General features: G+C 44.3%; 25 protein-coding genes and 1 pseudogene. 24 read left to right on the top strand and 2 right to left on the bottom strand.

The features are described from left to right. Nucleotides 1-91 precede the first annotated feature (91 nt). Nucleotides 92-1,003, bottom strand: a complete 912-nt coding sequence (locus tag AALA56_RS07155) for a LysR family transcriptional regulator (RefSeq protein ID WP_369909405.1) — start codon at nucleotides 1,001-1,003, stop codon at nucleotides 92-94. A gap of 125 nt (nucleotides 1,004-1,128) precedes the next feature. Here AALA56_RS07155 and AALA56_RS07150 point away from each other — a divergent pair, with 125 nt between their 5' ends. The 12 genes from AALA56_RS07150 (at nucleotide 1,129) to AALA56_RS07095 (ending at nucleotide 10,553) form a co-directional block, all read left to right on the top strand. Continuing rightward, complete coding sequence (locus AALA56_RS07150) at nucleotides 1,129-1,641, top strand: hypothetical protein (RefSeq protein WP_276770388.1); 513 nt, start codon at nucleotides 1,129-1,131, stop codon at nucleotides 1,639-1,641. 161 nt (nucleotides 1,642-1,802) lie between these two features. After that, the gene (locus AALA56_RS07145) at nucleotides 1,803-2,579 is read left to right on the top strand and encodes a dihydroorotate dehydrogenase electron transfer subunit (protein WP_369909403.1); all 777 of its coding nucleotides are present in this window, start codon (nucleotides 1,803-1,805) and stop codon (nucleotides 2,577-2,579) included. Nucleotides 2,580-2,588: 9 nt separating this feature from the next. After that, complete coding sequence (locus AALA56_RS07140) at nucleotides 2,589-3,533, top strand: dihydroorotate dehydrogenase (RefSeq protein WP_369909402.1); 945 nt, start codon at nucleotides 2,589-2,591, stop codon at nucleotides 3,531-3,533. Nucleotides 3,534-3,697: 164 nt separating this feature from the next. Further along, nucleotides 3,698-4,393 carry an orotidine-5'-phosphate decarboxylase gene (pyrF, locus tag AALA56_RS07135; RefSeq protein ID WP_276770380.1) on the top strand — a complete coding sequence of 232 codons (696 nt, stop codon included), beginning with the start codon at nucleotides 3,698-3,700 and terminating at the stop codon, nucleotides 4,391-4,393. Continuing rightward, nucleotides 4,378-4,596, top strand: a complete 219-nt coding sequence (locus tag AALA56_RS07130; RefSeq protein ID WP_369909401.1) for a hypothetical protein — start codon at nucleotides 4,378-4,380, stop codon at nucleotides 4,594-4,596. The genes pyrF and AALA56_RS07130 overlap by 16 nt, the downstream gene beginning before the upstream one ends. Before the next feature lie 18 nt (nucleotides 4,597-4,614). Further along, entirely contained in the window at nucleotides 4,615-5,244 is a 630-nt protein-coding gene (pyrE, locus tag AALA56_RS07125) for an orotate phosphoribosyltransferase (protein ID WP_369909400.1), read from the top strand. 27 nt (nucleotides 5,245-5,271) lie between these two features. Next, nucleotides 5,272-6,024, top strand: coding sequence for a GNAT family N-acetyltransferase (locus AALA56_RS07120; protein ID WP_369909399.1), 753 nt, complete (start codon nucleotides 5,272-5,274; stop codon nucleotides 6,022-6,024). Nucleotide 6,025: 1 nt separating this feature from the next. Further along, nucleotides 6,026-6,532, top strand: a complete 507-nt coding sequence (locus AALA56_RS07115) for a YbhB/YbcL family Raf kinase inhibitor-like protein (protein ID WP_369909398.1) — start codon at nucleotides 6,026-6,028, stop codon at nucleotides 6,530-6,532. After that, nucleotides 6,533-6,931 carry a GNAT family N-acetyltransferase gene (locus tag AALA56_RS07110; RefSeq protein WP_369909397.1) on the top strand — a complete coding sequence of 133 codons (399 nt, stop codon included), beginning with the start codon at nucleotides 6,533-6,535 and terminating at the stop codon, nucleotides 6,929-6,931. 14 nt (nucleotides 6,932-6,945) lie between these two features. Beyond that, a complete protein-coding gene (locus tag AALA56_RS07105) occupies nucleotides 6,946-7,602 on the top strand; it encodes a uracil-DNA glycosylase (protein ID WP_369909396.1) in 657 nt (218 codons plus the stop codon). Between the two features lie 27 nt (nucleotides 7,603-7,629). After that, nucleotides 7,630-8,904: a dihydroorotase gene (locus AALA56_RS07100; protein WP_369909395.1), complete on the top strand. Its 1,275-nt coding sequence runs from the start codon at nucleotides 7,630-7,632 to the stop codon at nucleotides 8,902-8,904. A gap of 113 nt (nucleotides 8,905-9,017) precedes the next feature. After that, nucleotides 9,018-10,553, top strand: coding sequence for a ClC family H(+)/Cl(-) exchange transporter (locus tag AALA56_RS07095; RefSeq protein WP_369909406.1), 1,536 nt, complete (start codon nucleotides 9,018-9,020; stop codon nucleotides 10,551-10,553). 22 nt (nucleotides 10,554-10,575) lie between these two features. On the opposite strand, the gene AALA56_RS07090 is transcribed toward AALA56_RS07095, so the two are convergent. After that, entirely contained in the window at nucleotides 10,576-11,133 is a 558-nt protein-coding gene (locus AALA56_RS07090; RefSeq protein ID WP_369909394.1) for a hypothetical protein, read from the bottom strand. Between the two features lie 156 nt (nucleotides 11,134-11,289). Between AALA56_RS07090 and AALA56_RS07085 the strand changes: the two genes are divergently transcribed. The 12 genes and pseudogenes from AALA56_RS07085 (at nucleotide 11,290) to AALA56_RS07030 (ending at nucleotide 26,202) form a co-directional block, all read left to right on the top strand. Next, nucleotides 11,290-12,159, top strand: coding sequence for a glycosyltransferase family 2 protein (locus tag AALA56_RS07085; protein WP_369909393.1), 870 nt, complete (start codon nucleotides 11,290-11,292; stop codon nucleotides 12,157-12,159). A 14-nt stretch (nucleotides 12,160-12,173) separates the two neighbouring features. Next, nucleotides 12,174-13,166 (top strand): sugar transferase, encoded by a 993-nt coding sequence (locus AALA56_RS07080; protein WP_369909392.1) that lies wholly within the window; start codon nucleotides 12,174-12,176, stop codon nucleotides 13,164-13,166. Between the two features lie 19 nt (nucleotides 13,167-13,185). After that, nucleotides 13,186-14,886, top strand: a pseudogene (locus tag AALA56_RS07075) (SP_1767 family glycosyltransferase); the annotation flags it as partial. Beyond that, the gene (locus tag AALA56_RS07070; RefSeq protein ID WP_369909391.1) at nucleotides 14,887-15,759 is read left to right on the top strand and encodes a glycosyltransferase family 2 protein; all 873 of its coding nucleotides are present in this window, start codon (nucleotides 14,887-14,889) and stop codon (nucleotides 15,757-15,759) included. Between the two features lie 42 nt (nucleotides 15,760-15,801). After that, the gene (gene secY2 / locus AALA56_RS07065) at nucleotides 15,802-17,067 is read left to right on the top strand and encodes an accessory Sec system protein translocase subunit SecY2 (RefSeq protein ID WP_369909390.1); all 1,266 of its coding nucleotides are present in this window, start codon (nucleotides 15,802-15,804) and stop codon (nucleotides 17,065-17,067) included. A 9-nt stretch (nucleotides 17,068-17,076) separates the two neighbouring features. Beyond that, nucleotides 17,077-18,663 carry an accessory Sec system protein Asp1 gene (gene asp1 / locus AALA56_RS07060; protein ID WP_369909389.1) on the top strand — a complete coding sequence of 529 codons (1,587 nt, stop codon included), beginning with the start codon at nucleotides 17,077-17,079 and terminating at the stop codon, nucleotides 18,661-18,663. Then, nucleotides 18,656-20,260, top strand: a complete 1,605-nt coding sequence (gene asp2 / locus AALA56_RS07055) for an accessory Sec system protein Asp2 (RefSeq protein WP_369909388.1) — start codon at nucleotides 18,656-18,658, stop codon at nucleotides 20,258-20,260. Before asp1 ends, asp2 begins: the two co-directional genes overlap by 8 nt. Then, nucleotides 20,257-20,811: an accessory Sec system protein Asp3 gene (gene asp3, locus AALA56_RS07050; protein ID WP_369909387.1), complete on the top strand. Its 555-nt coding sequence runs from the start codon at nucleotides 20,257-20,259 to the stop codon at nucleotides 20,809-20,811. The genes asp2 and asp3 overlap by 4 nt, the downstream gene beginning before the upstream one ends. A gap of 2 nt (nucleotides 20,812-20,813) precedes the next feature. Continuing rightward, a complete protein-coding gene (gene secA2, locus AALA56_RS07045; protein WP_369909386.1) occupies nucleotides 20,814-23,195 on the top strand; it encodes an accessory Sec system translocase SecA2 in 2,382 nt (793 codons plus the stop codon). Between the two features lie 15 nt (nucleotides 23,196-23,210). After that, nucleotides 23,211-24,722, top strand: a complete 1,512-nt coding sequence (gene gtfA, locus AALA56_RS07040; protein ID WP_369909385.1) for an accessory Sec system glycosyltransferase GtfA — start codon at nucleotides 23,211-23,213, stop codon at nucleotides 24,720-24,722. Beyond that, nucleotides 24,715-26,028: an accessory Sec system glycosylation chaperone GtfB gene (gene gtfB, locus AALA56_RS07035; RefSeq protein WP_369909384.1), complete on the top strand. Its 1,314-nt coding sequence runs from the start codon at nucleotides 24,715-24,717 to the stop codon at nucleotides 26,026-26,028. Before gtfA ends, gtfB begins: the two co-directional genes overlap by 8 nt. A 9-nt stretch (nucleotides 26,029-26,037) precedes the next feature. Then, nucleotides 26,038-26,202 (top strand): hypothetical protein, encoded by a 165-nt coding sequence (locus AALA56_RS07030; RefSeq protein WP_172605565.1) that lies wholly within the window; start codon nucleotides 26,038-26,040, stop codon nucleotides 26,200-26,202. Nucleotides 26,203-26,294 lie beyond the last annotated feature (92 nt).

Here is a 26,294-nt window from a genome sequence, read left to right as displayed (position 1 = left end):
GACATATGAAAACTCCCCTTATAGTTTCTAGTGAATTTTTGTTTTTTCACTGTCTACTATATGGGGAGTATATCAGACGGAGTTGCACTTTTTAGTTATCGTTTAATGGGACTTCTTCAAGTAAGTGGTCAATAAATTTTTCTCCCATCTTAGAGAGATTAGCCTTTTCATGGCGGATATAGACGATGTCAATCATATCCTCGACATCAAGCGGGATAGAGACGATATTGTCTCCGTTGAGTTTACTGTTTAGGATACCTGTGGCAATGGTGTAGCCGTCTAAGCCGATAAGCAGGTTAAAAAGTGTCGCACGGTCACTGACCACGATAGATTTTTTATGCGGAATCTGGGACATAATCTCCTCTGAAAAGTAAAAGGAGTTGTGAATCCCTTGGTCATAACTCAGATAAGGAAAGTCTTCCAAGTCTTCTAAATGAATCAGTTTTTTCTTGGCGAGAGGATTGTCTTTGCTGACAAAGATGTGAGGGTGCGCCTTGAAGAGACTGGTGTAGGTCAGATGATTGTCATCAAACATCTTGGTCAAGACGTCACGGTTGTAGCTGTTAAGAAAAAGCACACCAATCTCAGAGCGGAAATTTTTCACGTCATCAATGATTTCCCAAGTTCTGGTCTCACGCAAAAAGAGCTCGTACTGGGTCATGTCCGCCTCACCTAAAAGTGAGACAAAAGCATTGACCACAAAGGCGTAGTGCTGGGAGGAGACGCTAAAAAGCTCACGGTGCGTTGTCTTAGACTTGTAGCGCTCCTCAAGAAGAGCTGTCTGCTCAACGACCTGTCTCGCATAAGACAAAAACTCCACGCCGTCCTTGGTGAGGGTGATACCTTTTGGATTGCGATTGAAAATATCAATGCCCATCTCACGCTCCAAATCACGCACAGCGTTTGACAGACTGGGCTGTGTAATGAAAAGCTGTTTAGCAGCTTCGTTCATACTACCAGTTTCGACGATTTTGATAATGTAGTGTAACTGTTGAATTCGCATGCTTTTAGTTTAGCTCAAATGCGCTTTATTTTCAAGTATATTGTAGGATTGGTTGCTTTTTTAGGCTAATTATGCTATATTTGAAACATTACACAGTATCGATAGAAGTAGCAGGTAAAAGTTCTATGTCCAATGAACAGCAAGACAAACATCAGTTGAAGATTCAGAAATTATTAGTCAGCATCCACTTCGTGACGCTTTTTCGTGACGAGCTGAGATGGCTAGACAAGTCAAGTTCATTGCAGGGCACGGGCTACTCGACAGTTCAGGTCAAGGAGGGCACAAAAGACATCTTGCAGGCAATTGACGCCATGGATAAGCAGACACGCTTGATTCAGTCCATCTTTTGGTATGACGAGTCTTCTTTTAAGCTCATGGATAAGACCTTGGAGGTTGTTGAAACGTGGTTAGCTGGTATTGAAAATATCTTTGAGATTTGCCAAAGTAAGGAGATCTTTCAAGCTATCATCAAGGATAAAGGTCATGTTGGCTTTGCGGTATTGTCAGATGTTTACACCTCATTGATTGCTATTTACCGCTCGCTAAACGGTTTTGATGACAAGGTAGAGGTGGCGTCTATTGTCGCTAAAACCTTGACTACTGCAGATGACGACACAGACCTTACCTTTGACTACTAGAAGGCTTGACAGCAAGCCACAAGCACGCTATAATAAAGAACAATAAAAACCTTTAACATAGTCCAGAGAGGCTAAGAAGGCGCACGAATAAAAGGCTTCTTTCATGCTGTTTTCATGTACCTCGCCTCTTTAGGTGAGGTTTTTTGCTAAGGAGGCAAGCAATGCTACTAAAAGAAAATATGACAATCGTCTCACAAAGTGAGATAGCCCCACGTATTTATGAGATGGTGCTAAGAGGTGATTTGGTTGAGCAGATGACAATCGGGCAGTTTTTGCACATTCGTGTGCCAGACGCTAGTAAACTTCTGCGTAGACCGATTTCTATCTCTCAAGTGGATAAGGAAAAGAAGGAAGCGACACTTGTTTACCGCATTGAAGGAGCTGGGACAGAGATTTTTAGTCAGTTGTCTTCTGGTGATAGCCTAGATTGCATGGGACCGCAGGGAAATGGCTTTAGTATTGATTTTCTAAAAGCGGATGATACTGCCCTAATCGTTGGTGGGGGGATTGGTGTACCGCCACTTGTTGAGCTAGCCAAGCAGCTGCATGAGCGTGGTGTTCGTGTGACAGCTGTCTTAGGATTTGCAAATAAAGACGCAGTGATTTTAGAGGAAGAGTTGGCACGCTATGCTGATGTCATCGTGACGACAGATGATGGCTCTTACGGTATCAAGGGCTATGTATCTACGGTGATTGATGAGATGACACAGACTTTTGATGCTGTCTATGCTTGCGGGGCGCCTGGGATGCTGGTTTATGTTGACCGCAAGTTTGAAAAGCACCCGCATGCTTACATTTCCATGGAGTCTCGTATGGCGTGTGGTATGGGGGCTTGCTACGCTTGTGTGGAGCACCTTCGTGACCAATCCAGCGCTGCCAATAAACGTGTGTGTGAGGACGGTCCTGTCTTTGAGACGGGCAGCATTATCTTAGAGTAAGGAGTTGTTATGTCTGATAATCGTTTAGCGGTCAATCTACCAGGATTGGCTTTGAAAAATCCTGTCATCCCTGCCTCTGGCTGCTTTGGTTTTGGGCAAGAGTACGCCAAATATTATGACTTTAATCAGTTAGGCTCTATCATGATAAAGGCAACCACACGTGAGGCTCGCTTTGGCAATCCCACACCACGCGTCGCTGAAACGCCATCAGGTATGCTCAATGCCATTGGGCTTCAAAACCCAGGTGTGGATGTGGTGCTAGCAGAAAAGCTGCCTTGGCTAGAGCGGCATTTTCCAGAACTGCCTATCATCGCCAACGTCGCTGGTTTTTCCGTGGAAGAGTATGCCTACGTTTCTGAAAAAATCTCCAAGGCAAATAACGTCAAAGCCATCGAGCTCAACATTTCCTGTCCCAATGTTGACCACGGCAATCAAGGGCTTTTGATTGGGCAAGTGCCAGAGCTGGCTTATGAAGTGGTTAAGGCAAGTGTCGAGCACTCAAGTGTCCCTGTCTATGTCAAGCTAACACCAAGTGTCGCTGACATCACAACAGTAGCTAAGACTGTCGAAGACGCTGGAGCGACAGGGCTGACTATGATTAACACTCTTGTTGGCATGCGCTTTGACCTGAAAACGAGACGCCCGATTATCGCAAACGGTACTGGTGGTATGTCTGGACCAGCTATTTTCCCGGTAGCGCTCAAGCTCATTCGCCAAGTCGCTATGTCAACGAAGCTACCTATTATCGGTATGGGTGGTGTGGACAGCGCCGAAGCAGCGCTTGAGATGATGATTGCTGGAGCTTCTGCTATTGGTGTTGGAACGGCAAACTTTACAGACCCTTACGCTTGTCCAAATATCATTAGTGACCTGCCAAAAGTCATGGACAAGTATGGCATTGAAGACCTTGAGACCTTGCGAGCGCAAGTGCGTCAAAGTCTCACTAGTCATTGACAAGTAGCCGTAAAAACGGTATAATACAGGAAATATTGAATAACCTTTAAAGATAGTCCAGAGAGGCTAGGAAGGTGTCTGCGAGAAATAACAGGGGTATGGTCTACCCGTTTTTGTGTCACCTTGCCTCTTTGGGGCAAGGTTTTTGTGTGTGGAGGAGAAACATGATTGAAAAACGTCCGATTATCGCCCTTGATTTTCCGTCTTTTGACGCTGTCAAGACTTTCTTGGCGCAGTTTCCAGAAGACGAAAAACTCTATGTCAAGATTGGGATGGAGCTCTACTATGCCTGTGGCAGTGAGATTGTCAAGTATGTCAAGGACTTGGGGCACAGCGTCTTTTTGGACTTGAAATTACATGACATTCCAAATACTGTCAAGTCTGCTATGAAGGTGCTAGCAAAACTTGGTGTTGACATGACCAATGTCCATGCTGCAGGTGGTGTTGAGATGATGAGTGCAGCACGAGAAGGGTTTGGTCAAGAGGGCAAACTGATCGCTGTGACTCAGCTCACTTCAACCAGTGAAGAGCAAATGCACAGTGACCAAAACATCCAAACAAGCCTTGCAGAGTCTGTCATTCACTATGCACAAAAGACTTTAGAAGCTGGTCTTGACGGTGTGGTTTGTTCTGCTCATGAGGTAAAAGCTATCAAGTCTGCAACCACAGCTGACTTTATCTGCTTGACTCCTGGTATCCGTCCAAGTGGCTCTCAGATAGGCGATCAAAAGCGTATCATGACACCAGCTCAAGCAAGAGCTATCGGCAGTAACTACATCGTGGTAGGACGTCCTATCACACAAGCTAGCGACCCAGTCGCTGCTTACAAGGCGATTTATGCTGAATGGAATCAAGGATAGACGAGATGGGCAAGGTTGTTACCAAGGATATTTTCGGTGATGGTTTTCACTATCGCTATGATGATGGCAAACAAGAGCATTTTATCCCCGCTTTATTTGGCGATAGTTACAAGGGAGATGATGGTTCACGCATAGAGCCTGCAGTTCTAGGCGGTTATAAAGCAAAACGTTACGATGGGCATATTGAGACAGCCCGCATTTAGACACAAAAGGAGAAAGACATGACATTAGCACAAAATATTGCACGCGATTTATTGGATATCAAGGCAGTTTACCTCAAACCAAATGAGCCTTTTACTTGGGCGAGTGGGATTAAGTCGCCGATTTATACGGACAATCGTATCACGCTCTCCTATCCAGAGACACGTACTTTGATTGAGGATGGTTTTGTTGAAACCATCAAAAAAGAGTTTCCAGATGTTGAGGTTATCGCAGGAACAGCGACAGCAGGGATTCCACATGGCGCTATCATCGCTGACAAGATGAACCTGCCATTTGCCTATATCCGTAGCAAACCAAAAGACCACGGCGCTGGCAATCAAATCGAAGGACGTGTGGTCAAGGGGCAGAAAATGGTGGTCATCGAGGATTTGATTTCTACAGGTGGGTCTGTACTTGAAGCGGTTGCAGCGGCTAAGCGTGAAGGAGCAGATGTCCTTGGTGTGGCAGCTATTTTCACCTATGAATTGCCAAAAGCGACAGCAAATTTTGAAGACGCTGGCGTGAAATTAGTCACTCTGTCCAACTATAGTGAACTCATCAAGGTCGCTAAAGTGCAAGGCTATATTGACGTAGATGGTTTGACATTGCTCAAGAAATTCAAAGAAAATCAAGAGACGTGGCAAGATTAGTCACTGTCTAGCACCAAGGAGGATGAGATGTATTATCAGAAAGTGCTGTCAAGGCGCAGCAGGCTTTCTCATGAGACTGAGAGTTTTGTTTACTTTAAAAACACAGACCTGTCTGAGCGCTTTTCTGAAAATTATCTGCTCTACAAAAGTGTACCAAGCTTAAAGCAATTTCAAGAGGACATGGCTTTTCTTAGGAGAGAGCAGGCGGATTATTCGAGTCGTTATGTACATTTTCATTTTCCTGAAAATCAAGCTTTGCCAGAAGAGTTGGCACAATTTCTGCGAGCGGAGCATTTTCAGGTGAGTGAACATCTCATCTTTTGGGCAGAGGTCGACAGGCTAAAACTAAGTCAAAAAATCCCTCAAAAGGTAGAGGTCAAAGCGATGGATGCGTCACTCTATCCTCTCTACAAGGCAGTTAGCTCGCCCTATTATTTGGATTATAGCGAGACTTATAGCCAGCAGATGGCAGGCTACAATTATACCTTTGTCGAAAATGAGCAGGCGTCTCTTTTTCTAGCGCTGACAGGGCAGAAAATCATCGGTGTGATGGCAGCTTGGTACAGTGGAGATATCGTTGAGATGGATGGGTTTGAGGTAGCGGAAAGCTGGCGCCATCAAGGTGTGGGCTCTCTTTTGCAAAAGGCAAGCCTAACAAAAGGTGTCGCCAAGGCTATCTTGATAGCTGAGGAAGAGAACCGTCCCCTTTATGAGCACCAAGGTTTCCAACAGGTAGCGTACTATATCGACGCTATCAAAATAGAACCAAAGGAGTCTTAACATGGATATTACGGTTTCATTCAAAAACAACATTCTTACAGATAAATACGGCAAAAAAGCAAGCGACACGATACAGGGAAAGCCTGCGCTATCTTTTCCTTTTGAGGTGACAAACATCCCTAATAAGACCAAGAGCCTCGCTTGGACCTTGGTTGATTACGACTCGATTCCTGTGTGTGGCTTTGCCTACATTCACTGGGTGGCGGCAAATGTCCCAGTTGTAGGTTCGCACATGGTGATTGAGGAGGACTTTTCACGGCAAGACAAGATACATACACACGGTAAAAACAGTCTGGTCAGTGCTTTTTTGAAAGAAGATTTTTCAGCCATCGCAGAAAACTATACTGGACCTTACCCACCAGACAAGAACCACATCTATACGCTGACGGTTTATGCGCTTGACGATGAGCTAGCGCTTTCTGACGGCTTTTACATGAACGACTTGCTAAAAGCTGTGAAAAATCACACCTTGGCTAAAGCCAAGCTAGAGATTATAGGAAAAAGTTAAATGATTACATACACAAACACTGAAAAGATAACAGCTACAGCCTTTGCCGAAGTTTTGAGCAAGTCTGGCATTCATCGTCCAGTGGATGACCTCGCTCGCCTCGATCAAATGTTAGAGAATAGCTCATGCTTGTGGACTGCTTGGGACGGTGATAAGCTGGTCGGTGTGGCACGAGCCCTTAGTGATTTTTCTTATGCCTGCTATCTGTCGGACTTAGCGGTGGATGAGACCTATCAGCACCAAGGTATCGGACGTCAGTTAGTCGAGCACCTCAAAGTACAAATAGGAGAAGATGTGTCACTGGTCTTACTGGCTGCACCGTCTGCTATGGACTATTACCCAAAAATCAACTTTCAAAAGGCGAACAATGCCTTTATCATCCCACGAAAACCTTTTTAACTAGAGGAGAAACAATGCAACATTCGACTTGGCATGCCTTGATTAAGCAGGAGTTGCCAGAGCATTACTTTGCCAAAATCAACGCTTTTTTGAACGAAGTATACAGCACAGACACCGTTTACCCACCACAGGAGAAAGTCTTTAACGCCATTCAGACCACGCCTTTAGAGGAAGTTAAGGTAGTGATTTTGGGGCAAGATCCTTATCACGGCGAAGGACAAGCACAAGGGCTGTCTTTTTCCGTGCCAGACAGTATCCCAGCACCACCGTCTCTACAAAATATCTTGAAAGAACTCTCCAGTGACCTAGGGCTTGAAAAGTCTAACCACGATTTGACGGCTTGGGCGCAGCAGGGTGTCTTGTTGCTCAATGCCTGCTTAACTGTGCCTGCTGGTCGGGCAAATGGACATGCAGGACTTATCTGGGAGCCTTTCACAGACGCCATTATCAAGGTGGTCAATGCTAAAACGACACCTGTCGTCTTTATCCTCTGGGGAGCATACGCTAGAAAGAAAAAAGCACTTATCACTAATCCTCAGCACCTCGTCATCGAGTCTGCTCACCCCAGTCCCTTGTCTGCGCACCGAGGTTTCTTTGGTAGCCAGCCCTTTTCACGCACCAATGCTTTTCTCGCAGAAAACGGCTTGACACCTATTGATTGGGCACGATAAATAGTAAGAATTTAGTAAGGAGATACCATGCTACTCATCAAAAATGGTCGTGTCATCGACCCTAAAACCAAGTTTGACCAAGTCTGTGACGTCCTTGTGGACGGCAAGCGCATTGTCAAAATCGCTGAAAATATCACAGAAGTAGCTGACAAAGTCATTGACGCTACAGGACTTGTCGTGGCACCAGGTTTGGTGGACATCCACGTTCACTTCCGTGAGCCTGGTCAAACGCACAAGGAGGACATCCACACAGGAGCTTTAGCAGCGGCAGCGGGTGGTGTGACGTCTGTCGTCATGATGGCAAATACTACACCTACCATTTCAACCGTTGAGACTTTGGAGGAGGTTTTGACATCTGCCAGCAAGGAAGCTATTCACATTTACAGTGTTGCGACCATTACGGAGAATTTTGACGGCGAGCATTTGACGGATTTCCCAGCACTTTTAGAGGCTGGTGCGGTTGGTTTTTCTGATGACGGTATTCCTTTGACGTCAACCAAGACTCTGCGTGACGCTTTGAAGCTGGCGAAAAAACACGACGCACTGATTTCTCTTCATGAGGAAGACCCAGAGCTGAACGGCATCTTGGGTCTCAACGAGGACATCGCTGAGAAGCACTTCCACGTTTGCGGTGCAACTGGTGTGGCAGAGTATAGCATGGTGGCGCGTGATGTCATGATTGCTTACGCCGAAGAAGCACGCCTGCATGTTCAGCACTTGTCCAAGGCAGAGTCTGTCAAGCTGGTCGAGTTTGTCCAAGGACTCGGAGCTAAGGTCACGGCAGAGGTGTCGCCGCAGCATTTCTCAAAAACAGAGAGCCTGCTCCTCACTGCTGGAGCCAATGCCAAGATGAATCCGCCTTTGCGCCTTGAGAGCGACCGTTTGGCAGTCATCGAAGGGCTCAAGTCTGGTGTCATCTCTGTCATTGCGACCGACCACGCCCCTCATCACGCTGATGAAAAGGCAGTGGACGACATCACCAAAGCGCCGTCTGGTATGACAGGTCTTGAAACCTCGCTCTCGCTTGGTTTGACTTATTTGGTAGCAGCAGGGCACTTGAGCTTGTCAGATTATCTGGCAAAAATGACAGTCAACCCAGCCCAGCTCTATAATCTTGACGCAGGTTATCTGGCAGAAAATGGTCCAGCGGATTTAGTTATCTTTGCTGACACAGAAGACCGTGTCGTGACCAATCAATTCGCTTCAAAAGCAGCTAATTCGCCATTTATCGGGGAAACTTTAAAAGGTGTGGTCAAGTACACTGTAGCAGATGGTGAAGTTGTTTATCAATATGAAAACTAATCAAAATCGTAAGGGTAAGCCTTACGATTTTTTGAAAGCTATCGAAATCTAGCTAAAATTTTGATACAATAGGCGTGAGTAAAAATCCAATAGACTTATTAGAATGGAGTATCATGGAGCGTCATAAGCAAGATTATCAGTTATCATCAGAGTCAATTCTAAAGCCTGTCTATCGAGGTGTGCTGGTTGTGCTGGTTGTTGGGGTCTTGGTAGGCGTGTTTCGCCTGCTGATCGAGGATATTTTCACACGGGTGCGCACTCTCTACCAGCAATCGCACGACAATCCTCGCCTGCTCCTTATGCTTATTGTCACCAGCCTTATCGTGGCGGTCATCGTAGCGGTTTTGATAAAGTCTGACCCAGACATCAAAGGATCTGGTATTCCTCATGTCGAGGGTGAGTTGAAGGGGCTTTTACATCCCAACTGGTGGTCTGTTATTTGGCGTAAGTTTATCGGTGGTGTTTTGGCGATTTCATCCGGGCTCATGTTAGGACGTGAGGGACCTAGTATCCAACTGGGAGCAATGGCTGGTAAAGGTCTGTCCGAGCTGATGAAGACAGGACGAACTGAGCAGCGTGTCCTAATAGCCAGCGGTGCAGCAGCTGGACTGTCAGCCGCTTTTAACGCACCGATAGCAGGTCTTCTTTTTGTTATCGAGGAAGTATATCATCATTTTTCTCGCATGGTTTGGATAACAGCGCTGGTTGCTAGCCTTGTTGCTAATTTCATTTCGCTCAATATCTTTGGGCTCAAGCCTGTCCTTGCCATGCCTGAAAACGTGTCCTTTTTAGGGCTGTACCAGTATTGGATTTATCTGCTTTTGGGACTTTTTTTGGGCGTTTTAGGCTATGTCTATGAAAAGGTTGTGCTTAATATGGGCAAATTCTACGCTTTTTTAGGAAAGATATGTCGCCTTTCAGCCCCTTTTTATGTCGTCTTAGCCATGATTTTTCTCTTTCCCATTGGCTATTTCTTCCCACAGCTGTTAGGAGGGGGTAATAGCTTGATTGTATCTCTGCCTAGTAGTTCTATAGGACTCTGGACGGCGCTTTTGTATCTCGTTATTCGCTTTGTTTGGAGCATGCTCAGTTATGGCAGCGGTGTGCCAGGTGGGATTTTCCTTCCTATCTTGGCTCTTGGGGCGCTCTCTGGGATGGTGTTTGGCTTAGGGATGGTGGAGTTGCATTTGATGACCAGACATTTCTTGCCTTTATTTGTCATTCTTGGGATGACTGGCTACTTTGGGGCGGTATCAAAAGCACCGCTAACAGCTATGATTTTGGTGACGGAAATGGTAGGAGATTTGCGGCAGCTCATGGCACTTGGCACGGTGACCTTGGTTGCCTATCTTGTGATGGATTTGCTAAAAGGTGAACCTATCTATGAAGCCATGCTTGAGAGAATGGCGCTTAAGCACGATACATCTGTCGTAGAGCCGACCTTGATAGAGTTGACAGTCTCTGAAAAGGTAGCAGGAAAGCGTGTCAAAGACCTAGAACTGCCTAAAAACGTCCTGATAACGACCCAACTACACACGGGAGAAGCAGAGGTAGTGTCTGGAGATACTGTCTTACAAGCAGGAGATACCATTTTCCTTGTGGTCAATGAATCTGAAATCGGAGTCGTTCGAGCTTATTTCATGTCTTAAAACAAAAAGTGAATGAGATATCTCATTCACTTTTTGTTTCTTCTGTATGATTGCTGCTATCTTGTTCTTGCTCGAGAAGTTCAAGCTCCTCGGCTTGTGCTTGTTTTTCTTTAGCTTGTCTACGCTTTTCAAGGAGACGCTTACTGTTATCCACCAAATGAAGGGCTTTTAAGCCACGGATAAGGAGTTTCCATAAAAAGACCAAAGCAGACTCCAAGAAAAGTAGAATTTCGATGACAATGACGCCAAGTAAGCTCCATGCCATAAATAAGGTGATGAGAAACTGCGAGAAAACCTGCTTGAGATTGCCTAGTTGGTTGTTATGGATGGCAAGTGTCTCTAAAAACAAGTCTAAAATGCCTTGTAAGAGACTCGATTTAACAGATTTTTCGCCATTGATTTCAAGCACTTTCTCCTCAACAAAAGGCACAACCACTGTCATATCAGCATCCTGATAGAGCTCAATGCGGTCACCAGCCTTTATCTTAAAATCAAATAATGCTCTCTCTAACTTCACCAAATGCCCGTCTGAATCACGCAGATAGACATTGTCCTTATCATGCTTTAAAACGTAATACATAATCATCCCCGATGTCTAATTAAAATTAGAATATCAAAAAGCGTCTCATTTGTCAATGGTGTAAATATTTTATTATAGTATATGTATATCTCTAGGTGTATTTGTAACATTTTGGTATAATAGTTAGTGGCTATGCTATTTTTAGGAGAAAGTATAATGGAAAAAATAAGTGTGATTATTCCGGCTTATAATTGCGAAAAGTATCTTGAGCAGTGTGTTCGCAGTGTTATGGGGCAGACCTATGCGGATCTCGAAATCATTATTGTCAATGATGGCTCAACGGATCAGACAGGAAAAATCATAGAACAACTCGCCCAAGAGGATCAGCGTATCAAGACTCTTCACAAAGAAAACACAGGTGTGGGGCTTACGCGTAATGTCGGGTTGAGTTTAGCAACTGGTGCTTACATCTGCTTTATTGATAGTGACGACTGGATGGATTCCAATCATATCGAGGATTTGTATCAGTTCTTGATCGAGACAGACAGCGACATTGCTATCACTAATTTTTCCCAATACAATGACGAAAAAGGCAGTTACAATATTCACTTGAGCGCTGAGGATTATTATGAAAAGGTTTATACACCTGAGGAGTGGTTTGCTTTTCAGTATGGACAGCCGCATTTTTTGAGTTCTTGCTTTGTTGTTCCTTGGGGCAAGCTCTATAAGCGTGAGCTTTTTGAGGATGTGATCTATCCCAATAAACACGCAGATGATGACTATACGACTTGGAAGCTCTATCTTTTGTCAGAGCGCATTGTCTACATCAATGCTGCTTCCTATGTCTACCGTATCAATAGTAGCTCGATGACGCAAGTCGGCAATCAAGCGCATATCTTTTCAGCAGAAGCAGTGGAGGAGCGCTTGTCTCTCTTGACGCTTCTTGGCTTTGATGTTTCTCGTGAGATTGAAGCCTTTAAGTGGCGAAGTTCTGTCAATGAAAAAGCTATGCTGGAGCAAGGTGATATTACAGGTTATAAAGATATGAAGCTCAAGCGCAAGTTGATACAAAAATACAGAAAATAAGAAGTGGAAAAACAATGAGAGTTTACATTACCAATATCAACGGCATGGCTGGTGCTGCCCAGATTGGGCAAAACATGGTCATGGATGTTGCAAGTAGTCTAGGGTACCGTGAGCTAGGTATCTATGCTTACAATATGCAGGCAGATAGCGAGATTGAGCTCAATAAACGCCTAGATGGTATCTTGGCGGGGCTTCACAGGGGCGATGTGGTCATTGTGCAGCTGCCGACTTGGAACAGCACAGCTTTTGATGAAAAGTTGCTATCTCGTATTTGCCTTTTTGGGGTGAAGCTGGTGATTTTTATCCATGATGTGGTGCCTTTGATGTTTGCCTCAAACTTTTACCTCATGGAGCGTGTGATTGCCATGTACAATCAAGCAGATGTCCTGATTGCACCCAGCCAAGCTATGGTCGATAAGCTGAGAGAGCACGGCTTGATCACGCAGAAAGTCGTCCTTCAGCGGATGTGGGACAATCCGACAGAACTACCTATGTATCCAGCGCATTTTGAGCGCAAGATTCATTTTTCAGGCAATCCAGAGCGCTTTCCTTTTGTGCGGGAGTGGCGTTTTGATGTGCCATTACATGTCTATGGTACAAATGAAGACCTGCCAGAGCAGGTGGTCAAAGAGGCTTGGCGACCAAATGATGAGCTCATGATGGATTTGTCTCGTGGTGGTTTTGGCTTGGTCTGGATGGCAGAGCATGATAAGGACTATATGAAGCTCTACTGTCCTTATAAACTAGGTACTTTTCTAGCAGCAGGTATCCCTGTTATTGTCGAGCGTGGCGTTGCCAATCAAGACATCATAGAAGAGAACAAACTAGGCTTGGTCGTTGATAGTCTAGAAGAAGCAGCCGAGCTTGTCAAGCAACTACCAGAGGAGACTTATCAGGAGTTAGTGGCAAACGTCAGAGCTTTTAACCCCTTGCTGAGAAATGGTTATTTCACACGTCGTCTTTTGGTAGAAGCGATTTGTGCAGTTTATGATAAGACAGGAGATTAGGAAAAAAATGCATTTACCACAAATTAATGTGTGCGCTATTGCATGGTCTATTGACTATATCAAACAACATCAGGCTTCTGTTGTGCGTTTTGGTGATGGTGAGATAGACCTTATCATGGGGCGCAGCATTCCTTATCAAAGTTATGATAAGGACTTGGCGCTTGAACTGCTAGAGATACTGGAGACGCCGAGCAGTCCCAAACTCATGGTCTGTCTGCCAGATGTCTTTGAGCATTTGGAGCGCTACAACAGCAATGCCCAGCACTTTTGGGAAAATCACTTTGAGCAATTTGCAGACTTTTATAAGGAGCATTGCCACTCTAGCTGGTACGGCTCAACCTTTTTATCACGCCCTTACATCGATTGGGTGGATAAGAGCCAAGCCCAAGCAAACATTGAAAAGCTTCGCAGTCTTTGGCAGGATAAGGACTTGCTAATTGTGGAGGGAGAAGCGTCTCGCTCTGGTGTGGGCAATGACCTTTTTGACAATAGCAAGTCCATTAAGCGTATTATCGGACCGTCTAAAAATGCTTATCAAGACCTAGACTGGATTTATGATAAAGTAATGGAACACAGTGCTAACAGACTTGTTCTGGTTATGCTAGGTCCGACAGCTAAGGTGCTGGTCAAACATCTGGCTGATAGCGGCATTCAAGCTATTGACCTTGGGCATATCGACTCTGAATACGAGTGGTACCAGATGAAAGCTACGCATAAGGTGAAGTTAGCGCACAAGCACACTGCTGAGTTTAACTATGATGAGGACATCGCTTTTGATGAGGATACCAACTATCTCTCTCAGATTGTTGCTCACATCAAAGATAAGGAAAAGAAATCAATGACATCAGAAAAAATCTCCATTATCGTGCCCGTCTACAATGCTGAAAATTATCTAAGACGTTGTATTGATTCCATTCTTGAGCAGACCTACACGAACTTTGAGTTACTCCTCATCAATGATGGCTCAACAGATGGTAGTGCTAAGATTTTAGAGGAGGTCAAAGAAAGTGATAGCCGTATCCGAGTTGTTCATAAGAAAAATGAAGGCGTTTCTGCCACTCGAAACTTAGGATTGAAGCTTGCGACAGGCGATTACATCACCTTTATTGACAGTGATGACTTTGTCGATAAACTGTATCTTGACGTCTTGTACAAGAGCCTGACTGAAAATGACGCTGATATAGCTTCGGGAAATTTTGCTTCTTTCAATGAAGAGCGTCAGACTTTCTTATTTTTCACGACGGAAGAAACGTATTTTGAAAAAGTGTACAGCCCTCGAGAATGGCTAGACCAAGAAAACAATCCTCGTCACAATCTTTTCTTGACGGTTATTTTCACGCCCTTTAAACTCTATAAGCGTGAGCTGTGGGAGGACATTGAGTATCCTGTGGGGCGTGTGCGTGAGGATGACGCTATTATCCACAAGCTCTATTTGAGATGTCAGCGTATTAGCTTTGTCAATTCTGCTATTTACTTTTACTCTCAGCATGAGGATAGCCTATCTAAAACTGTCATGCAAAAGGATATTGCGACTATGATTTCAAATGCCGAGGAGCGCATAGCACTTATGGCTGCTATGAACTACGATATTTCAGAGCATATCAAATCTTACTACAAGCGTTTGGAAAAATGCTTAGAGGACGCACTTAACGCAGGGCAAATCGCACTGGCTAAGGACATCAAGGTCAAGCTGAACCTTCTTGAGAAAGGAAGAGACTAAATGGAAAAAGTCAGTGTGATTGTTCCAGTTTTTAATGCTGAGGCTTACCTTAGAGAATGTATAGACAGTATTATCAACCAAACCTACACCAATCTTGAGATTATCCTTGTCAATGACGGCTCAACTGACAGGTCGGCTGCTATTTGTGAGGAATATGCAACAAGAGACCACCGAGTGCGTGTCTATCATAAAAAGTTGGGTGGTAATGGTGTCGGTGCCACTCGCAACACAGCGCTATCACTGGTGACGGGTGACTATATCCTCTTTGTCGACAATGACGATTGGCTGGAGCATACTCATATTGAATTACTCTACGAAGCTTTACAAAAATATAATGCTGATATAGCGGTGGCTAATTTTACAGAGTTTATCGAGGAGAGAAGTGCCTACGCCTTTCATCTTCGTGAGGATGATTTTTATGAAGCGGTCTATACACATGAGGAGTGGTTCAAGTACCAGTACGATGGGCATTTTTCACTCAGTCAGTGCTTTACTGTTCCTTGGTCCAAGCTCTATAAAGTTCGTCTCTTTGATAATGTCGTCTATCCAGAAAATGAGAAAGTCGAAGATGACTATACCACTTGGAAACTCTATCTAGCAGCTGATAAGATTGCTTATCAAAATCGTGCTCTGTATTATCACCGCAAGAGAGAAAGCAGTGTAACAAAGACTGTTGAGGGTGTTTATGTCTATCCTATCAAAAGCATTGAAGAGCGCCTTGGCGTTCTGGCGAGCCTGGGGATGGATGTGACTGATGAGTTGCGAGCGTATCGCTATCGCCTGCAGTTGCACTGCGACTTGTACTTAGAGGTGGGTGATATCTATCATTACAAAAAATGTCTGCAAAAGTTGCAGTTGATAAATAAACGTTAGTCCTTGTTGACTAGCCATTAAGATGAAGTTAGGAAATAAGTCATGTTATCATTTTTGAGAAGGAAGTTTGCGCATTCCTTATTTGTCCAGAAGATGCTCTGGACTTTGCTCATTATTTTTGTGTATATGTTGGGACAGCGCATTCCGGTACCTACTGTCAAGCTTGATAGTACCCTTTTTCAGGATAAAAATGTTCAAGCGCTGATGCAAAATCTATCTGCTCTTTCTGGCGCACAGCTGAGCAGTCTCACTCTGTTTTCGCTGGGACTTGGACCTTGGATGACAGCGCAGATTTTGCTGAGAACTTTAACCGTTTTTGAGGTGTCCTTTATCAAAAATATGACCCAAGACGGGCGCAATCGTTTTATGATGTTATTGACCCTGCTGGTTAGTTTGATACAGGCGTTTGGGATGACGGTGTCTGCCCAGTACAGTATGTTGTCGCAAACAGGCTTTTATACTGAGACAATGGCACGTCTAGCGACGATAATTCTGATGGTTGCGGGTTCTATGATTTTGATGTGGCTAGCCAATATGAATACTCTTAAAGGCATTGGTGGTGCTATTGTCATTATCCTCACCAATATGACGATAGGGCTCATCTCAAATATCGTGACTTATGTCACACAGACCAAGTGGACATGGGCGAGCATAGCGATTCAAGAAGCGATTTTTGTTCTGGTTTTGTATGTGCTTATCATGATTGCCATTATCACTTATCGAGCAGAGTATCGAATAGCGATTAAGCGTGTCAATGCGCCGCTTAGAAGTCGGCTAGCCGATGCTTACATCCCTATCCGCCTCAATCCAGCGGGTGCTATGCCCTTTATGTACGGGATGACCTTGATGACACTACCGCCTTTGCTTTTCCAAGGTCTGGCTGGACTCTTTCCAAAAATATCCATTTTTAAGACGCTTGCGACAGGCACATCTATACAGACCTTGACAGGGGTGGTATGTTATGTCATTATTCTCTATATTTTAGCGGTTGGCTTTACCTATTATAACTATGACGCTGGCGATATCGCTGATAATATGCGTAACAACGGAGATTACATCGATGGCGTTCGCCCTGGGATTGCGACACGCAAGTACCTGCAAAAGCGTATCAGCTTTTTTGGACAAATCGGTGCTATTGTTGTTTGTGTGATGGGTGGCGGACCTATGCTGGCTAATGTCCTTGCTGCAGGTCAAGTCAGTCTAGCTCTTGTCGTGACAAATGTTTATATCATCGCTAGTTTCATGCTGGGCTTGATTGAGCAGGTGTCCAATATGCGCTTATGGAAGAAATACAAGCAGTTGTTGTAAGGAGTTTTTATGTTTTATTTTATTCCCTCGTGGTACAATCCTAGTCGTCAGTGGTACGATGATACACCGACTTGGTCACGTGTTTATGACAAGATGGAGTTTGACGACACCATCAATCAGCTCAAGATGTTTCAGCAAGCACAGGAAAAGTGTGCACTCTTGGTGATGAGTTATCGTCCACAACTGCGCTATTTTCTACATAAGCAGGATTTGCAAGCGACAGCTTACTGGTCCTTTTTTGACGATATTCAAAATATCTCACGCACGCACACAAAAAAGATAGATTTTAAGCGCTTGAATTGGGAAGAGGGCGTGTCCTTTCTTTACTCGCCTTTCATCGTCTTGGTGCGTAAGGAAGGTAAGACTGTTGCCCGCGTTTATTTTGCTGAAAATGGCAATGTTCTTACGATTGATAAGGAAAAAGATGGTGTGATAACAGAGTCTTATGTCTTTGACGACAGAGGCTTTCTCTCTAGCTATATCGCCTATGAAAAGGGCGAAGCCATCTATCAAGACTATCTCAATGAAAATGGTATCTGGCAGGTGCGTGAATACCTCCACCAAGATGGCTTTATCGCTATCAATCCAGAAGCAGACAAGTTATTTTCAAAGACACTTTATCAGTCCTGGGAGGAGTTATTGAGAGAGCGTTTGCAGCTTTTTTCAAGCCATCAAATGACAGAAGAGGATAAACTCATCATCGCAAGTGACCCACGTCACAATGCCTTTTTGACCAGCGTTTTTTCATCTTATAGCAAGGTCTTCTCCTTTTTTGGAGACAGGTGCAGTCTCTCTGATACAGCGCAATTAACGGCTGTCTGCGAAGCAGCGGATTTGATTGTCACGGAAAAGAAAGAAACACACGACGCTCTGATCAATATCCTCAAAAAGAGCACTATACCAGAAGTCAAGCGTCCTAGTGTGCTTGTGTCAACGCCTTTTGACACACGCTTACGACTTGGGCATAGTCAATCTCAAAAAGAGCTTGAGATTTATTTCTTTATGGCCACCATTAACCTTGAGAAACGTCAGCGTGTTCTCAAGCGTCTATTAGCGCTGATGGAGAGAAATGACGCTATCAAGCTCATCATCGCTAGTTATGATAGATCACTAGACGCTGATGCACTCAAAAAAGACCTCAATCAATTGATTGAGGAAGCGTTTGACTCTTCTCGCTTTTTCTCAAGTGTCAAAGACAGCGGGGAAAATCAGATTGATGTGTCAGAAGAAGAGGACAATGATAGAGTGAGTATTGAGTTGATAACCAGTGAGACACAGATTATCGGTCTGCTTGACCATGTGCGTCTGGTCATTGACCTTGGCGAAAAGCCTGATCTTTATACTCAGATAGCGAGTATCAGTGCGGGGATTCCGCAGATTAACCACGTGCAGACAGAGTATGTTACGCACCAAAAAAATGGCTGGATAGCAAGGACAGAAGAAGAGCTAGAAAAAGCGGTGCATTATTACTTTGATGGTCTGCGTCATTGGAATGACAGTTTAGTCTATGCGGTTGAGAAGATGGGTGACTACACAAGTGGTCAATTGTTAGCCCGCTGGAAGGAAGCCTTAGAGAAGAAGAGGGAGTATGAGTAAAGACTTAAAAATTCTCCAGATTGGAGAAAGCAATTGGTCAGAATTAGCAGGCATTGAACTGCCTGAAGCGCTTGACTGGCTCTTTTGTAAGCCTGATGAGATAGAAGAACTATTGACCAAAGAACGGCAAGAAAAGTTAGCAGCCATGCTTAAAAAAGGGAACATCGAGGAAGACAGTGAGATTGCTCTTGAGAAGATTCCTGTGAGCTTTTCTGGTGTTATGCTGACTAGCCCTGTAGCAGAGGACTTGCTTGCCCCCTTGATGGATACGGTGGAAGCCTATGCTGTTTTTCGTGATGAAAAGACCATTTTAGAAAAAACACAAAAAAGCGGTTTCTTTCGTCGCAAGTTCATTCGTGAGTTGCGTGTTGACGGCAATTACCAGCAGCTTTTTGACTATCTCGCCATGAACCTTTTTCGTGGGCAGTATGGTGCTAAGCTAAAAATAGGTGAGATAGATGTTGTCCCAGATGTTCAAGATAAGGTCACTTACTTTGGTAATAAAGAAGCGATCTTTGAGGGGGAATTTGGTGAGGAATTCACACCACTCTTTTCTTTTCGTTATGGTTTTCCAAGCTTTGCCATGGGTGTTGAAATTTGGCAAGAGTATATAAAGAGTGAGGGTGTTGATATATACTGGCTTATAGAAGGGCTTCAAGCTGGCTCTATAGGAGATATCAAAAGACGTTTTATCATTTCAGAAAAACAGTTTAGAACTCCTTATATTATATCTCCGATGGAAGGCGTTGGAGCTTATAGTGTTACGGTCTATGTTAAGGGAGCGGGAAAGCTATCTATTGGGGCGCTGCACTGGCGTTATTCTAGAATGGGACTTGGGCGTTTTGTACTTGGTGGTAAACGTATCGCAGATAGTAAACGTCAAGAACTCTTTTATTATTTTAATCCAGGTGATATGAAGCCACCGCTCAATGTGTATTTCTCAGGTTTTCGTGGTGCTGAAGGGTTTGAGGGCTTTTTCATGATGAAGCGTCTAGGAGCTCCGTTTTTACTAGTAGCTGATCCGAGACTTGAGGGTGGTTGCTTTTACATGGGAACTAAAGAATTAGAAGAGCAGCTAGTTTCAGCTGTTCGAGGTGCTCTTGATTACCTAGATTTTAAAACGTCGGATCTTATCTTATCAGGGCTTTCTATGGGAGCTTATGGGGCTGTCTACTACGCTTTAGACTTACAGCCGTCAGCAGTTATTGTCGGAAAACCTTTTACAAATATCGGAGATGTGGTCAAACGCCTAAAAACAAGACGTCCAGACGAGTTTGAAACTAGTTCAGATATGCTAGCTAACATCATAGGAGACAATAGCTACGCTTCTGCAGAGCAACTCAATGAGCGCTTTTGGCAAAAATTTTCCCAGTCAAACTATCCCAACACCACCTTTGCTATAGCTTATATGAAGCAGGATGACTACGATGGTCATGCCTTTGAAAAGCTTTTAAGCTACATGTCTGATAAAACTGTTCATATCTATGGAAAAGGCTACACAGGACGGCACAATGACAATAGTCGCTCTGTCAATCAGTGGTTTATTAGTCAATACCATCGTCTCCTCAGCGAAAAATTCGGAAGGAGCTTGTCATGACCTATAAGCAAATAGCTATCATTACTTTAGATGATATCCATACAGATAATGTTTACACCTATGGCTCTGAGATTCACATGGAGGAGGACAGTGTTCACTTTAAAAATCCGCTTATGCCACCGAGTCGCCCGATTTTCAAGTGGTCGTCTCGCTACAACTATCAAGGCAATCGCAGAAGCCCAGAGCTACCTCTTCTCACACCTGAGAAACATTACAGGCTAGAGGTTGTGGCATGGTCTGTTCCTGCTAATCGCTTTTATCTCAAACTTGCCTTTAGCAATCGCCAAGGTGAGGTGATTGGACAGCACGTCCAAAGAAGTGATAATGATACCTTTACTTGTCCCAAGGACACCTTCACTTATACCATTACTTTGTATGGTGGGGGCTGTGAGCTGGTTGTTTTTGAGCGATTTATCTTGTTTGAGGAGGATATAATTTGCCCGATTGTGATAGAGGAGAAAGTACCAGCTTCTTATGCTCCTCTTGAGCGCCCTAGTTTTTTACAGCTTGTGAAGCCGCTCCTTGAGACAAATGAAGAAAAGAAAGGATAAGTATGGCAGCTACAGAAAAAAGTTCTTTATTGAACCGCTATCGTCTCTATAAACTGCGACGCATTTTAGCTAAAATCAACGCCTTAGCCTCTCACTACAAGGAGTTGTCGGATGCAGACTTGAAAGCCGAGACCACTCGCTTTAAACAGCGTTTGGCAGCCGGTGAGACGCTGGACGCTATTTTACCGGAGGCTTTTGCGACTATCCGAGAGGCAAACCGCAGGATTTTAGGCATGTTTCCCTTTGATGTTCAAGTGCTCGGAGGTATCGTCCTTCATCAAGGCAAAATCGCTGAGATGCGCACGGGTGAGGGAAAAACGCTGACTGCTACCATGCCCCTCTATCTCAATGCCCTAACGGGAAAAGGCGCTATTCTTGTAACGGTCAATGACTATCTGGCTAAGCGTGACGCTGAGGAAATGAAACCTGTTTATGAGTTTTTGGGGTTAAGTGTCGGTGTGGGCGTCTTTGATGAGGATGAAGACCCGAGTACCGAGGTAAAAAAAGCGGTCTACGATTCTGACATCGTCTACTCAACCAGCACAGCGCTTGGTTTTGATTACCTGACGGACAATCTCGTTGGTGACCAAAACAGCAAGTTTTTGCGTCCTTTTAACTATGTTATCGTTGATGAGGTAGATGCGGTGCTTCTCGATATGGCGCAGATGCCTCTTATCATCTCAGGATCACCCCGTGTCCCGTCCAATTTTTATCAAGTGGCGGATTTGTTTGTACAGACGCTAAAAGAAGATGAAGAGTACAAGTACAAAAAAGATGACAAAGTCGTCTATCTGACCGATAAAGGTGCCGACTACGCCCAGACCTTTTTTGAGATTGATGACCTCTATAGTGAGGCTTCTCGTGAGCTTTACCGGCAAATCATGCTGGCACTTAGAGCGCACAAGCTCTATAAAAAAGATTATGACTATGTGGTGGTTGATGACGAGGTCAAATTATTAGATAATAGAACAGGGCGGGTTCTTGAAGGAACAAGAATGCAATCTGGTATTCACCAAGCCATCGAGACAAAAGAGGGTGTCAAAAACACCAAGGAAACCCGTGCGACAGCTTCTGTGACCTACCAGTCTCTCTTTAACATGTTTCCTAAAATCTCTGGCATGACTGGAACGGGAAAAACAGCTGAGGATGAGCTGATTGATACCTATCAGCTAGAGGTGGTGGTCATTCCCACCAATCGTCCTGTACAGCGGATTGACTATCCAGATAAGGTTTATACGACCCTACCTGAAAAGCTCTATGCCACTATCGATGAGGTCAAGTCCATTCATGCCACGGGACAGCCGATTTTACTCATCTCAGGGACGGTTGAAGTGGCTGAGATTTACTCACGCATGCTCCTTCAAGAAGGCATTGCTCACAATCTCTTGACCGCTAAAAATGCGGCTAAGGAGGTCCAAATTGTTAAAGAAGCTGGACAGGTCGGCAATGTCACTGTCGCAACACCAATGGCTGCACGGGGAACAGATATTAAGCTCGGTGACAATGTCGATGATCTCGGTGGGCTTGCGGTTATCGGTACAGAGCGCCTGCAAAATCGTAGACAAGACCTGCAAGTCATGGGACGAGCTGGCAGGCAAGGTGCCCCCGGCAGGTCACAGTTTTTTGTCTCCCTTGAGGATGAGCTTCTCCTTACAAATGGTCCCAGTTGGGCAAAGACTTATTTTGAAAAGCGCAGCCAGACCAAGCACTACGGACAAGAATTGACCAAAGGACGCTTCAAGCGTGCTGTCAATCACGCCCAAGCTATCAGTGAGGACAAAGAGGTTTCAGCTCGTGCCAATACCGTACAACTCGGTGAGAGTCTAGATGTTCAGAGAAACCTCATCTACAAACTACGAGACAAAGTCATGTTTAATGACATCCCTGTACGAAAATACATCGATACCATTTTTGAAGAAGAGATTGAGCGTGTCGCAAGGGACATGAAAACCAAAAATCGTCATGACCTGCGTCGCTATATTTTAGATAATTATGCCTATCATTTTGTAGAGATGCCTAGCAGTGTAGACACACAAAAGCCGGAGACTGTAAAGAATCTCCTGAGGCAGCTCTACCAGAGTGAAAAAGACAAAAAAGAAACCTTTCTTTTTTCTGTTAAGCAGATATATGAATTTTATTGTCTGTCAATATTAAAAGCTATTGACGAAGCGTGGGTAGAGGAGGTTGACCACCTGCAGCAGCTAAAAGGTATCGTCAACACTCGTCCTATCGGACAGCGTAACAATATCGTGGAGTACAATATGGAGTCCTACGACATTTACCAGTATATGGGTGAGGATGTCAAGCGCAAGGTTGTACGCAACGTCATGCTGAGTACGCTTAACAAGGATAAAGACGGGCACTTATCTATTTATTATGTATAAGAACGGAGAGACCCTATGACACTTTATAACATCAATTTAGGCATTGGTTGGGCAAGTAGTGGTGTTGAGTACGCCCAAGCCTATCGTGCTAGTGTCCTAAGAGAGCTTGGTGTAGACAGCAAGTTTATTTTTACGGACATGATCGTCACTGAAAATATCGAACACCTAACAGCTAATCTCGGCTTTAGAGACGATGAGATTATCTGGCTCTATTCCTTTTTTACTGATGTCAAAATCGCAAAAACCAGCTTTACGCTAGCGGATTTGGAAAAGACCATCGACATGCCTTTGTCTCGTGTGGAGCGTACAGGCAAGGCTGTGCGTTATTTTTACGATGACAATGACATGTTTATCACAGCTTATGCAAATGATGAGACCAGTGACATCATCCAGCGTGTCGAGTATGTGTCAAAGGGCGTCTTAGTACGTAAGGACTACTTTACATACACAAGGCTCTTTAGCGAATACTACGCTCCTAAAAACCAGCGTGCTGAGGTTTACCAGCGTACCTTCTTTAACGAAGATGGTACGGTCGCTTACACGGAAAATCGAGATGGTGATAACAGTGTCTTTATCTTTAAAGACCGCATTCTCTACTCTAAGGATGAGCTTGTCGCTTACATGCTAGAGTGCTTAAATCTGACAGAAAACGACATCGTCATTCTTGACCGTGCCACAGGTATTGGGCAGAGTGTTTTTCAGCACCACGGTAAGGCTCGCTTAGCAGTTGTCATTCATGCCGAGCATTTTAGTGAAAATAGCACTACGGATAAAACTATCCTTTGGAACAACTACTACGAGTACCAGTTTACAAATAGCGATAAAGTTGATGCTTTCATTGCCTCGACTGATGTTCAGAAGAATATACTTGAACAGCAGTTTAGCCAGTACACCAATCGTCATCCCAAGATCTATACCATCCCAGTCGGTAGCTTAGATGGCCTACAAGGGCAAGAAAATGCGAAGCGCAAACCTTACTCGCTCGTAACTGCCTCTCGTCTGGCCAGTGAAAAGCACATTGATTGGCTAGTGCAGGCGGTGGTCTTAGCACACCAAGAGTTGCCAGAAGTGACATTTGATATCTACGGTTCAGGTGGGCAAGAAGCCCTTTTACGAGACTTGATTAGCAAAAACAAAGCGCAAGATTACATCCGTCTTATGGGGCACCATGATTTGACAGACATTTATCAAAACTACGAAGCTTACGTTGCTGCCTCAACCAGCGAGGGCTTTGGCTTGACGCTTATGGAGGCTGTTGGCTCAGGTTTGCCGATTATCGGCTTAGATGTCCGTTATGGCAATCAAACCTTTGTTGATGATGGCAAAAATGGCTATCTCATTCCTCGAGAAGAGCCTGATGACGCTGCTGTCATGGCAAAAGCCTTTGCCAAAAAAATCATCCAGCTCTTTAAAGATGCTGACCTTGCGCAGCTCCATGAGCACAGCTACCAGATAGCAGAGGGCTTTTTACAAGACCAAATCACAGCCAAATGGCAAAACTTCATCAAGGAGGTGTCCCATGATTAAACTCTATGACTGGCTAAGTCAAGATAGCCTAGACCTAGATTATTCGCTCAATCAAGCAGGCTTTAGCGGACAGACTGTTGTCATCAATGAAAATGGCTTTTTACCGGAGGGTATGACCTCGCCTTATGCTTATTTCTGCGGTTTTGAGAAAGCAGATAACAGTCGTCCACTCTATTTCAATGAATTACCTGTGCCTGATTTTTGGCAAATCGCAGGCAATAACAGCCAAGGAGAGGTCTTTAATTATAGCGAGAAAAAAGCGACTATTTTCTATGCTGAACCAAAACATCTGCGCTACATTCAAAATGTTGATTGGCTAGGTGTAGATGGCAAAGTTTGCTTTACCGACCATTACAATCAATACGGCTGGCGCTTTGCTAGAACGCAGTTTACTGGTAACCAAGAGGCAACCGTCAAGACCTATTTCAACCAAGAGGATCAAGAAATCCTTGTCGAAAACTTCAAGACAGAAACCATTATCCTCAATTGGAAAGACAAGGTGCATTTCTTTAAAAATCGTGTAGAGTTGCTCGATTTTTACTTTGATTTGATCCCCTTTGATACATCTGCTATTTGGTTTAACTCTTTGTCGACACCATTCTTTTTTTCCCACTATATCGGAGGGAATGGAAATGACGTGCTCTTTTGGCAGGAGGAGATAGGTGACACTATCCCTGGGAACATGCAGTCGATTTTCAATCATCCAGAGGACCGTGTCAAGCGTATCATCGTCCAGAGAAAGGACGCCTATGACAAGTTATTATCGCTGTTGCCGAGCGCACAGCACGAGCGTGTTCACTATCTAGGCTATACCTATCCAGAGAAGAAACAACCGACAGGTAAGAAAGATATCTTGATTTTGACCAACTCTGACCAGATTGAGCATTTGGAGGATTTGGTTGTGGGCTTGTCAGACTTTACCTTCCATATCAGTGCTCTAACCGAGATGTCACAGCGCTTAACAAGCTTTTCTCGCTATGACAATGTGGTTCTCTACCCCAACCTTCCGGCGCAAAAAGCGCATGAGCTGTTTGAAAAATGTGACCTGTACTTTGATATCAACCATGGCAGTAGTATCTTAGACAGCGTTCGCCAAGCTTTTGAGTACAATCAAATCATATTTGCTTATACCAATACCAGCCACGACCGTGACTTGACGCTTCCTGCGCATATCTTTGCACCAGAGGAGACGCAACGTTTGATTGAGACGGTTCGTGGACTAGATGACTATGTTCAAGTAGCAAGACAGCAGCGAGCAGAGACGATTTTCGAAAGCTCTGACACTTATCGAAAAGTCCTAGGTTAGGAGGACACTATGTCTAAAAACGAATTACTAGAAAAAGAAATCAACGACACCATTGATGGCGCAAGAGCAGAACTCCCAGAGCATGAAAAAAAGAAAAAACCACTCTTTTACACGCTGATTATCATCCTCATCACCATCGCCGTTTTGTATTCATTGTTGAGAAGTTTATTATAAAAGCAAAAGACAGAATGATATACTCCCCATATAGTAGACAGTGAAAAAACAAAAATTCACTAGAAACTATAAGGGGAGTTTTCATATGTCTA

The organism is Streptococcus hyointestinalis (assembly GCF_041225505.1).
Lineage (GTDB): Bacteria > Bacillota > Bacilli > Lactobacillales > Streptococcaceae > Streptococcus > Streptococcus hyointestinalis_B.
This window is presented reverse-complemented; position numbering and strand designations above follow the sequence as displayed.

Bases quoted from the DNA above. Each gene is read 5' to 3' on its own strand.
- asp2 (WP_369909388.1), top strand. From the start codon at position 18,656: ATGAGTAAAGACTTAAAAATTCTCCAGATTGGAGAAAGCAATTGGTCA.
- AALA56_RS07095 (WP_369909406.1), top strand. From the start codon at position 9,018: ATGGAGCGTCATAAGCAAGATTATCAGTTATCATCAGAGTCAATTCTA.
- AALA56_RS07140 (WP_369909402.1), top strand. From the start codon at position 2,589: ATGTCTGATAATCGTTTAGCGGTCAATCTACCAGGATTGGCTTTGAAA.
- AALA56_RS07105 (WP_369909396.1), top strand. From the start codon at position 6,946: ATGCAACATTCGACTTGGCATGCCTTGATTAAGCAGGAGTTGCCAGAG.
- gtfA (WP_369909385.1), top strand. From the start codon at position 23,211: ATGACACTTTATAACATCAATTTAGGCATTGGTTGGGCAAGTAGTGGT.
- AALA56_RS07070 (WP_369909391.1), top strand. From the start codon at position 14,887: ATGGAAAAAGTCAGTGTGATTGTTCCAGTTTTTAATGCTGAGGCTTAC.
- AALA56_RS07145 (WP_369909403.1), top strand. From the start codon at position 1,803: ATGCTACTAAAAGAAAATATGACAATCGTCTCACAAAGTGAGATAGCC.
- AALA56_RS07130 (WP_369909401.1), top strand. From the start codon at position 4,378: ATGGAATCAAGGATAGACGAGATGGGCAAGGTTGTTACCAAGGATATT.
- asp3 (WP_369909387.1), top strand. From the start codon at position 20,257: ATGACCTATAAGCAAATAGCTATCATTACTTTAGATGATATCCATACA.
- pyrF (WP_276770380.1), top strand. From the start codon at position 3,698: ATGATTGAAAAACGTCCGATTATCGCCCTTGATTTTCCGTCTTTTGAC.
- AALA56_RS07150 (WP_276770388.1), top strand. From the start codon at position 1,129: ATGTCCAATGAACAGCAAGACAAACATCAGTTGAAGATTCAGAAATTA.
- AALA56_RS07115 (WP_369909398.1), top strand. From the start codon at position 6,026: ATGGATATTACGGTTTCATTCAAAAACAACATTCTTACAGATAAATAC.
- AALA56_RS07090 (WP_369909394.1), bottom strand. From the start codon at position 11,133: ATGTATTACGTTTTAAAGCATGATAAGGACAATGTCTATCTGCGTGAT.
- asp1 (WP_369909389.1), top strand. From the start codon at position 17,077: ATGTTTTATTTTATTCCCTCGTGGTACAATCCTAGTCGTCAGTGGTAC.
- AALA56_RS07120 (WP_369909399.1), top strand. From the start codon at position 5,272: ATGTATTATCAGAAAGTGCTGTCAAGGCGCAGCAGGCTTTCTCATGAG.
- AALA56_RS07030 (WP_172605565.1), top strand. From the start codon at position 26,038: ATGTCTAAAAACGAATTACTAGAAAAAGAAATCAACGACACCATTGAT.
- secY2 (WP_369909390.1), top strand. From the start codon at position 15,802: ATGTTATCATTTTTGAGAAGGAAGTTTGCGCATTCCTTATTTGTCCAG.
- AALA56_RS07155 (WP_369909405.1), bottom strand. From the start codon at position 1,003: ATGCGAATTCAACAGTTACACTACATTATCAAAATCGTCGAAACTGGT.
- gtfB (WP_369909384.1), top strand. From the start codon at position 24,715: ATGATTAAACTCTATGACTGGCTAAGTCAAGATAGCCTAGACCTAGAT.
- AALA56_RS07100 (WP_369909395.1), top strand. From the start codon at position 7,630: ATGCTACTCATCAAAAATGGTCGTGTCATCGACCCTAAAACCAAGTTT.
- secA2 (WP_369909386.1), top strand. From the start codon at position 20,814: ATGGCAGCTACAGAAAAAAGTTCTTTATTGAACCGCTATCGTCTCTAT.
- AALA56_RS07110 (WP_369909397.1), top strand. From the start codon at position 6,533: ATGATTACATACACAAACACTGAAAAGATAACAGCTACAGCCTTTGCC.
- AALA56_RS07085 (WP_369909393.1), top strand. From the start codon at position 11,290: ATGGAAAAAATAAGTGTGATTATTCCGGCTTATAATTGCGAAAAGTAT.
- AALA56_RS07080 (WP_369909392.1), top strand. From the start codon at position 12,174: ATGAGAGTTTACATTACCAATATCAACGGCATGGCTGGTGCTGCCCAG.
- pyrE (WP_369909400.1), top strand. From the start codon at position 4,615: ATGACATTAGCACAAAATATTGCACGCGATTTATTGGATATCAAGGCA.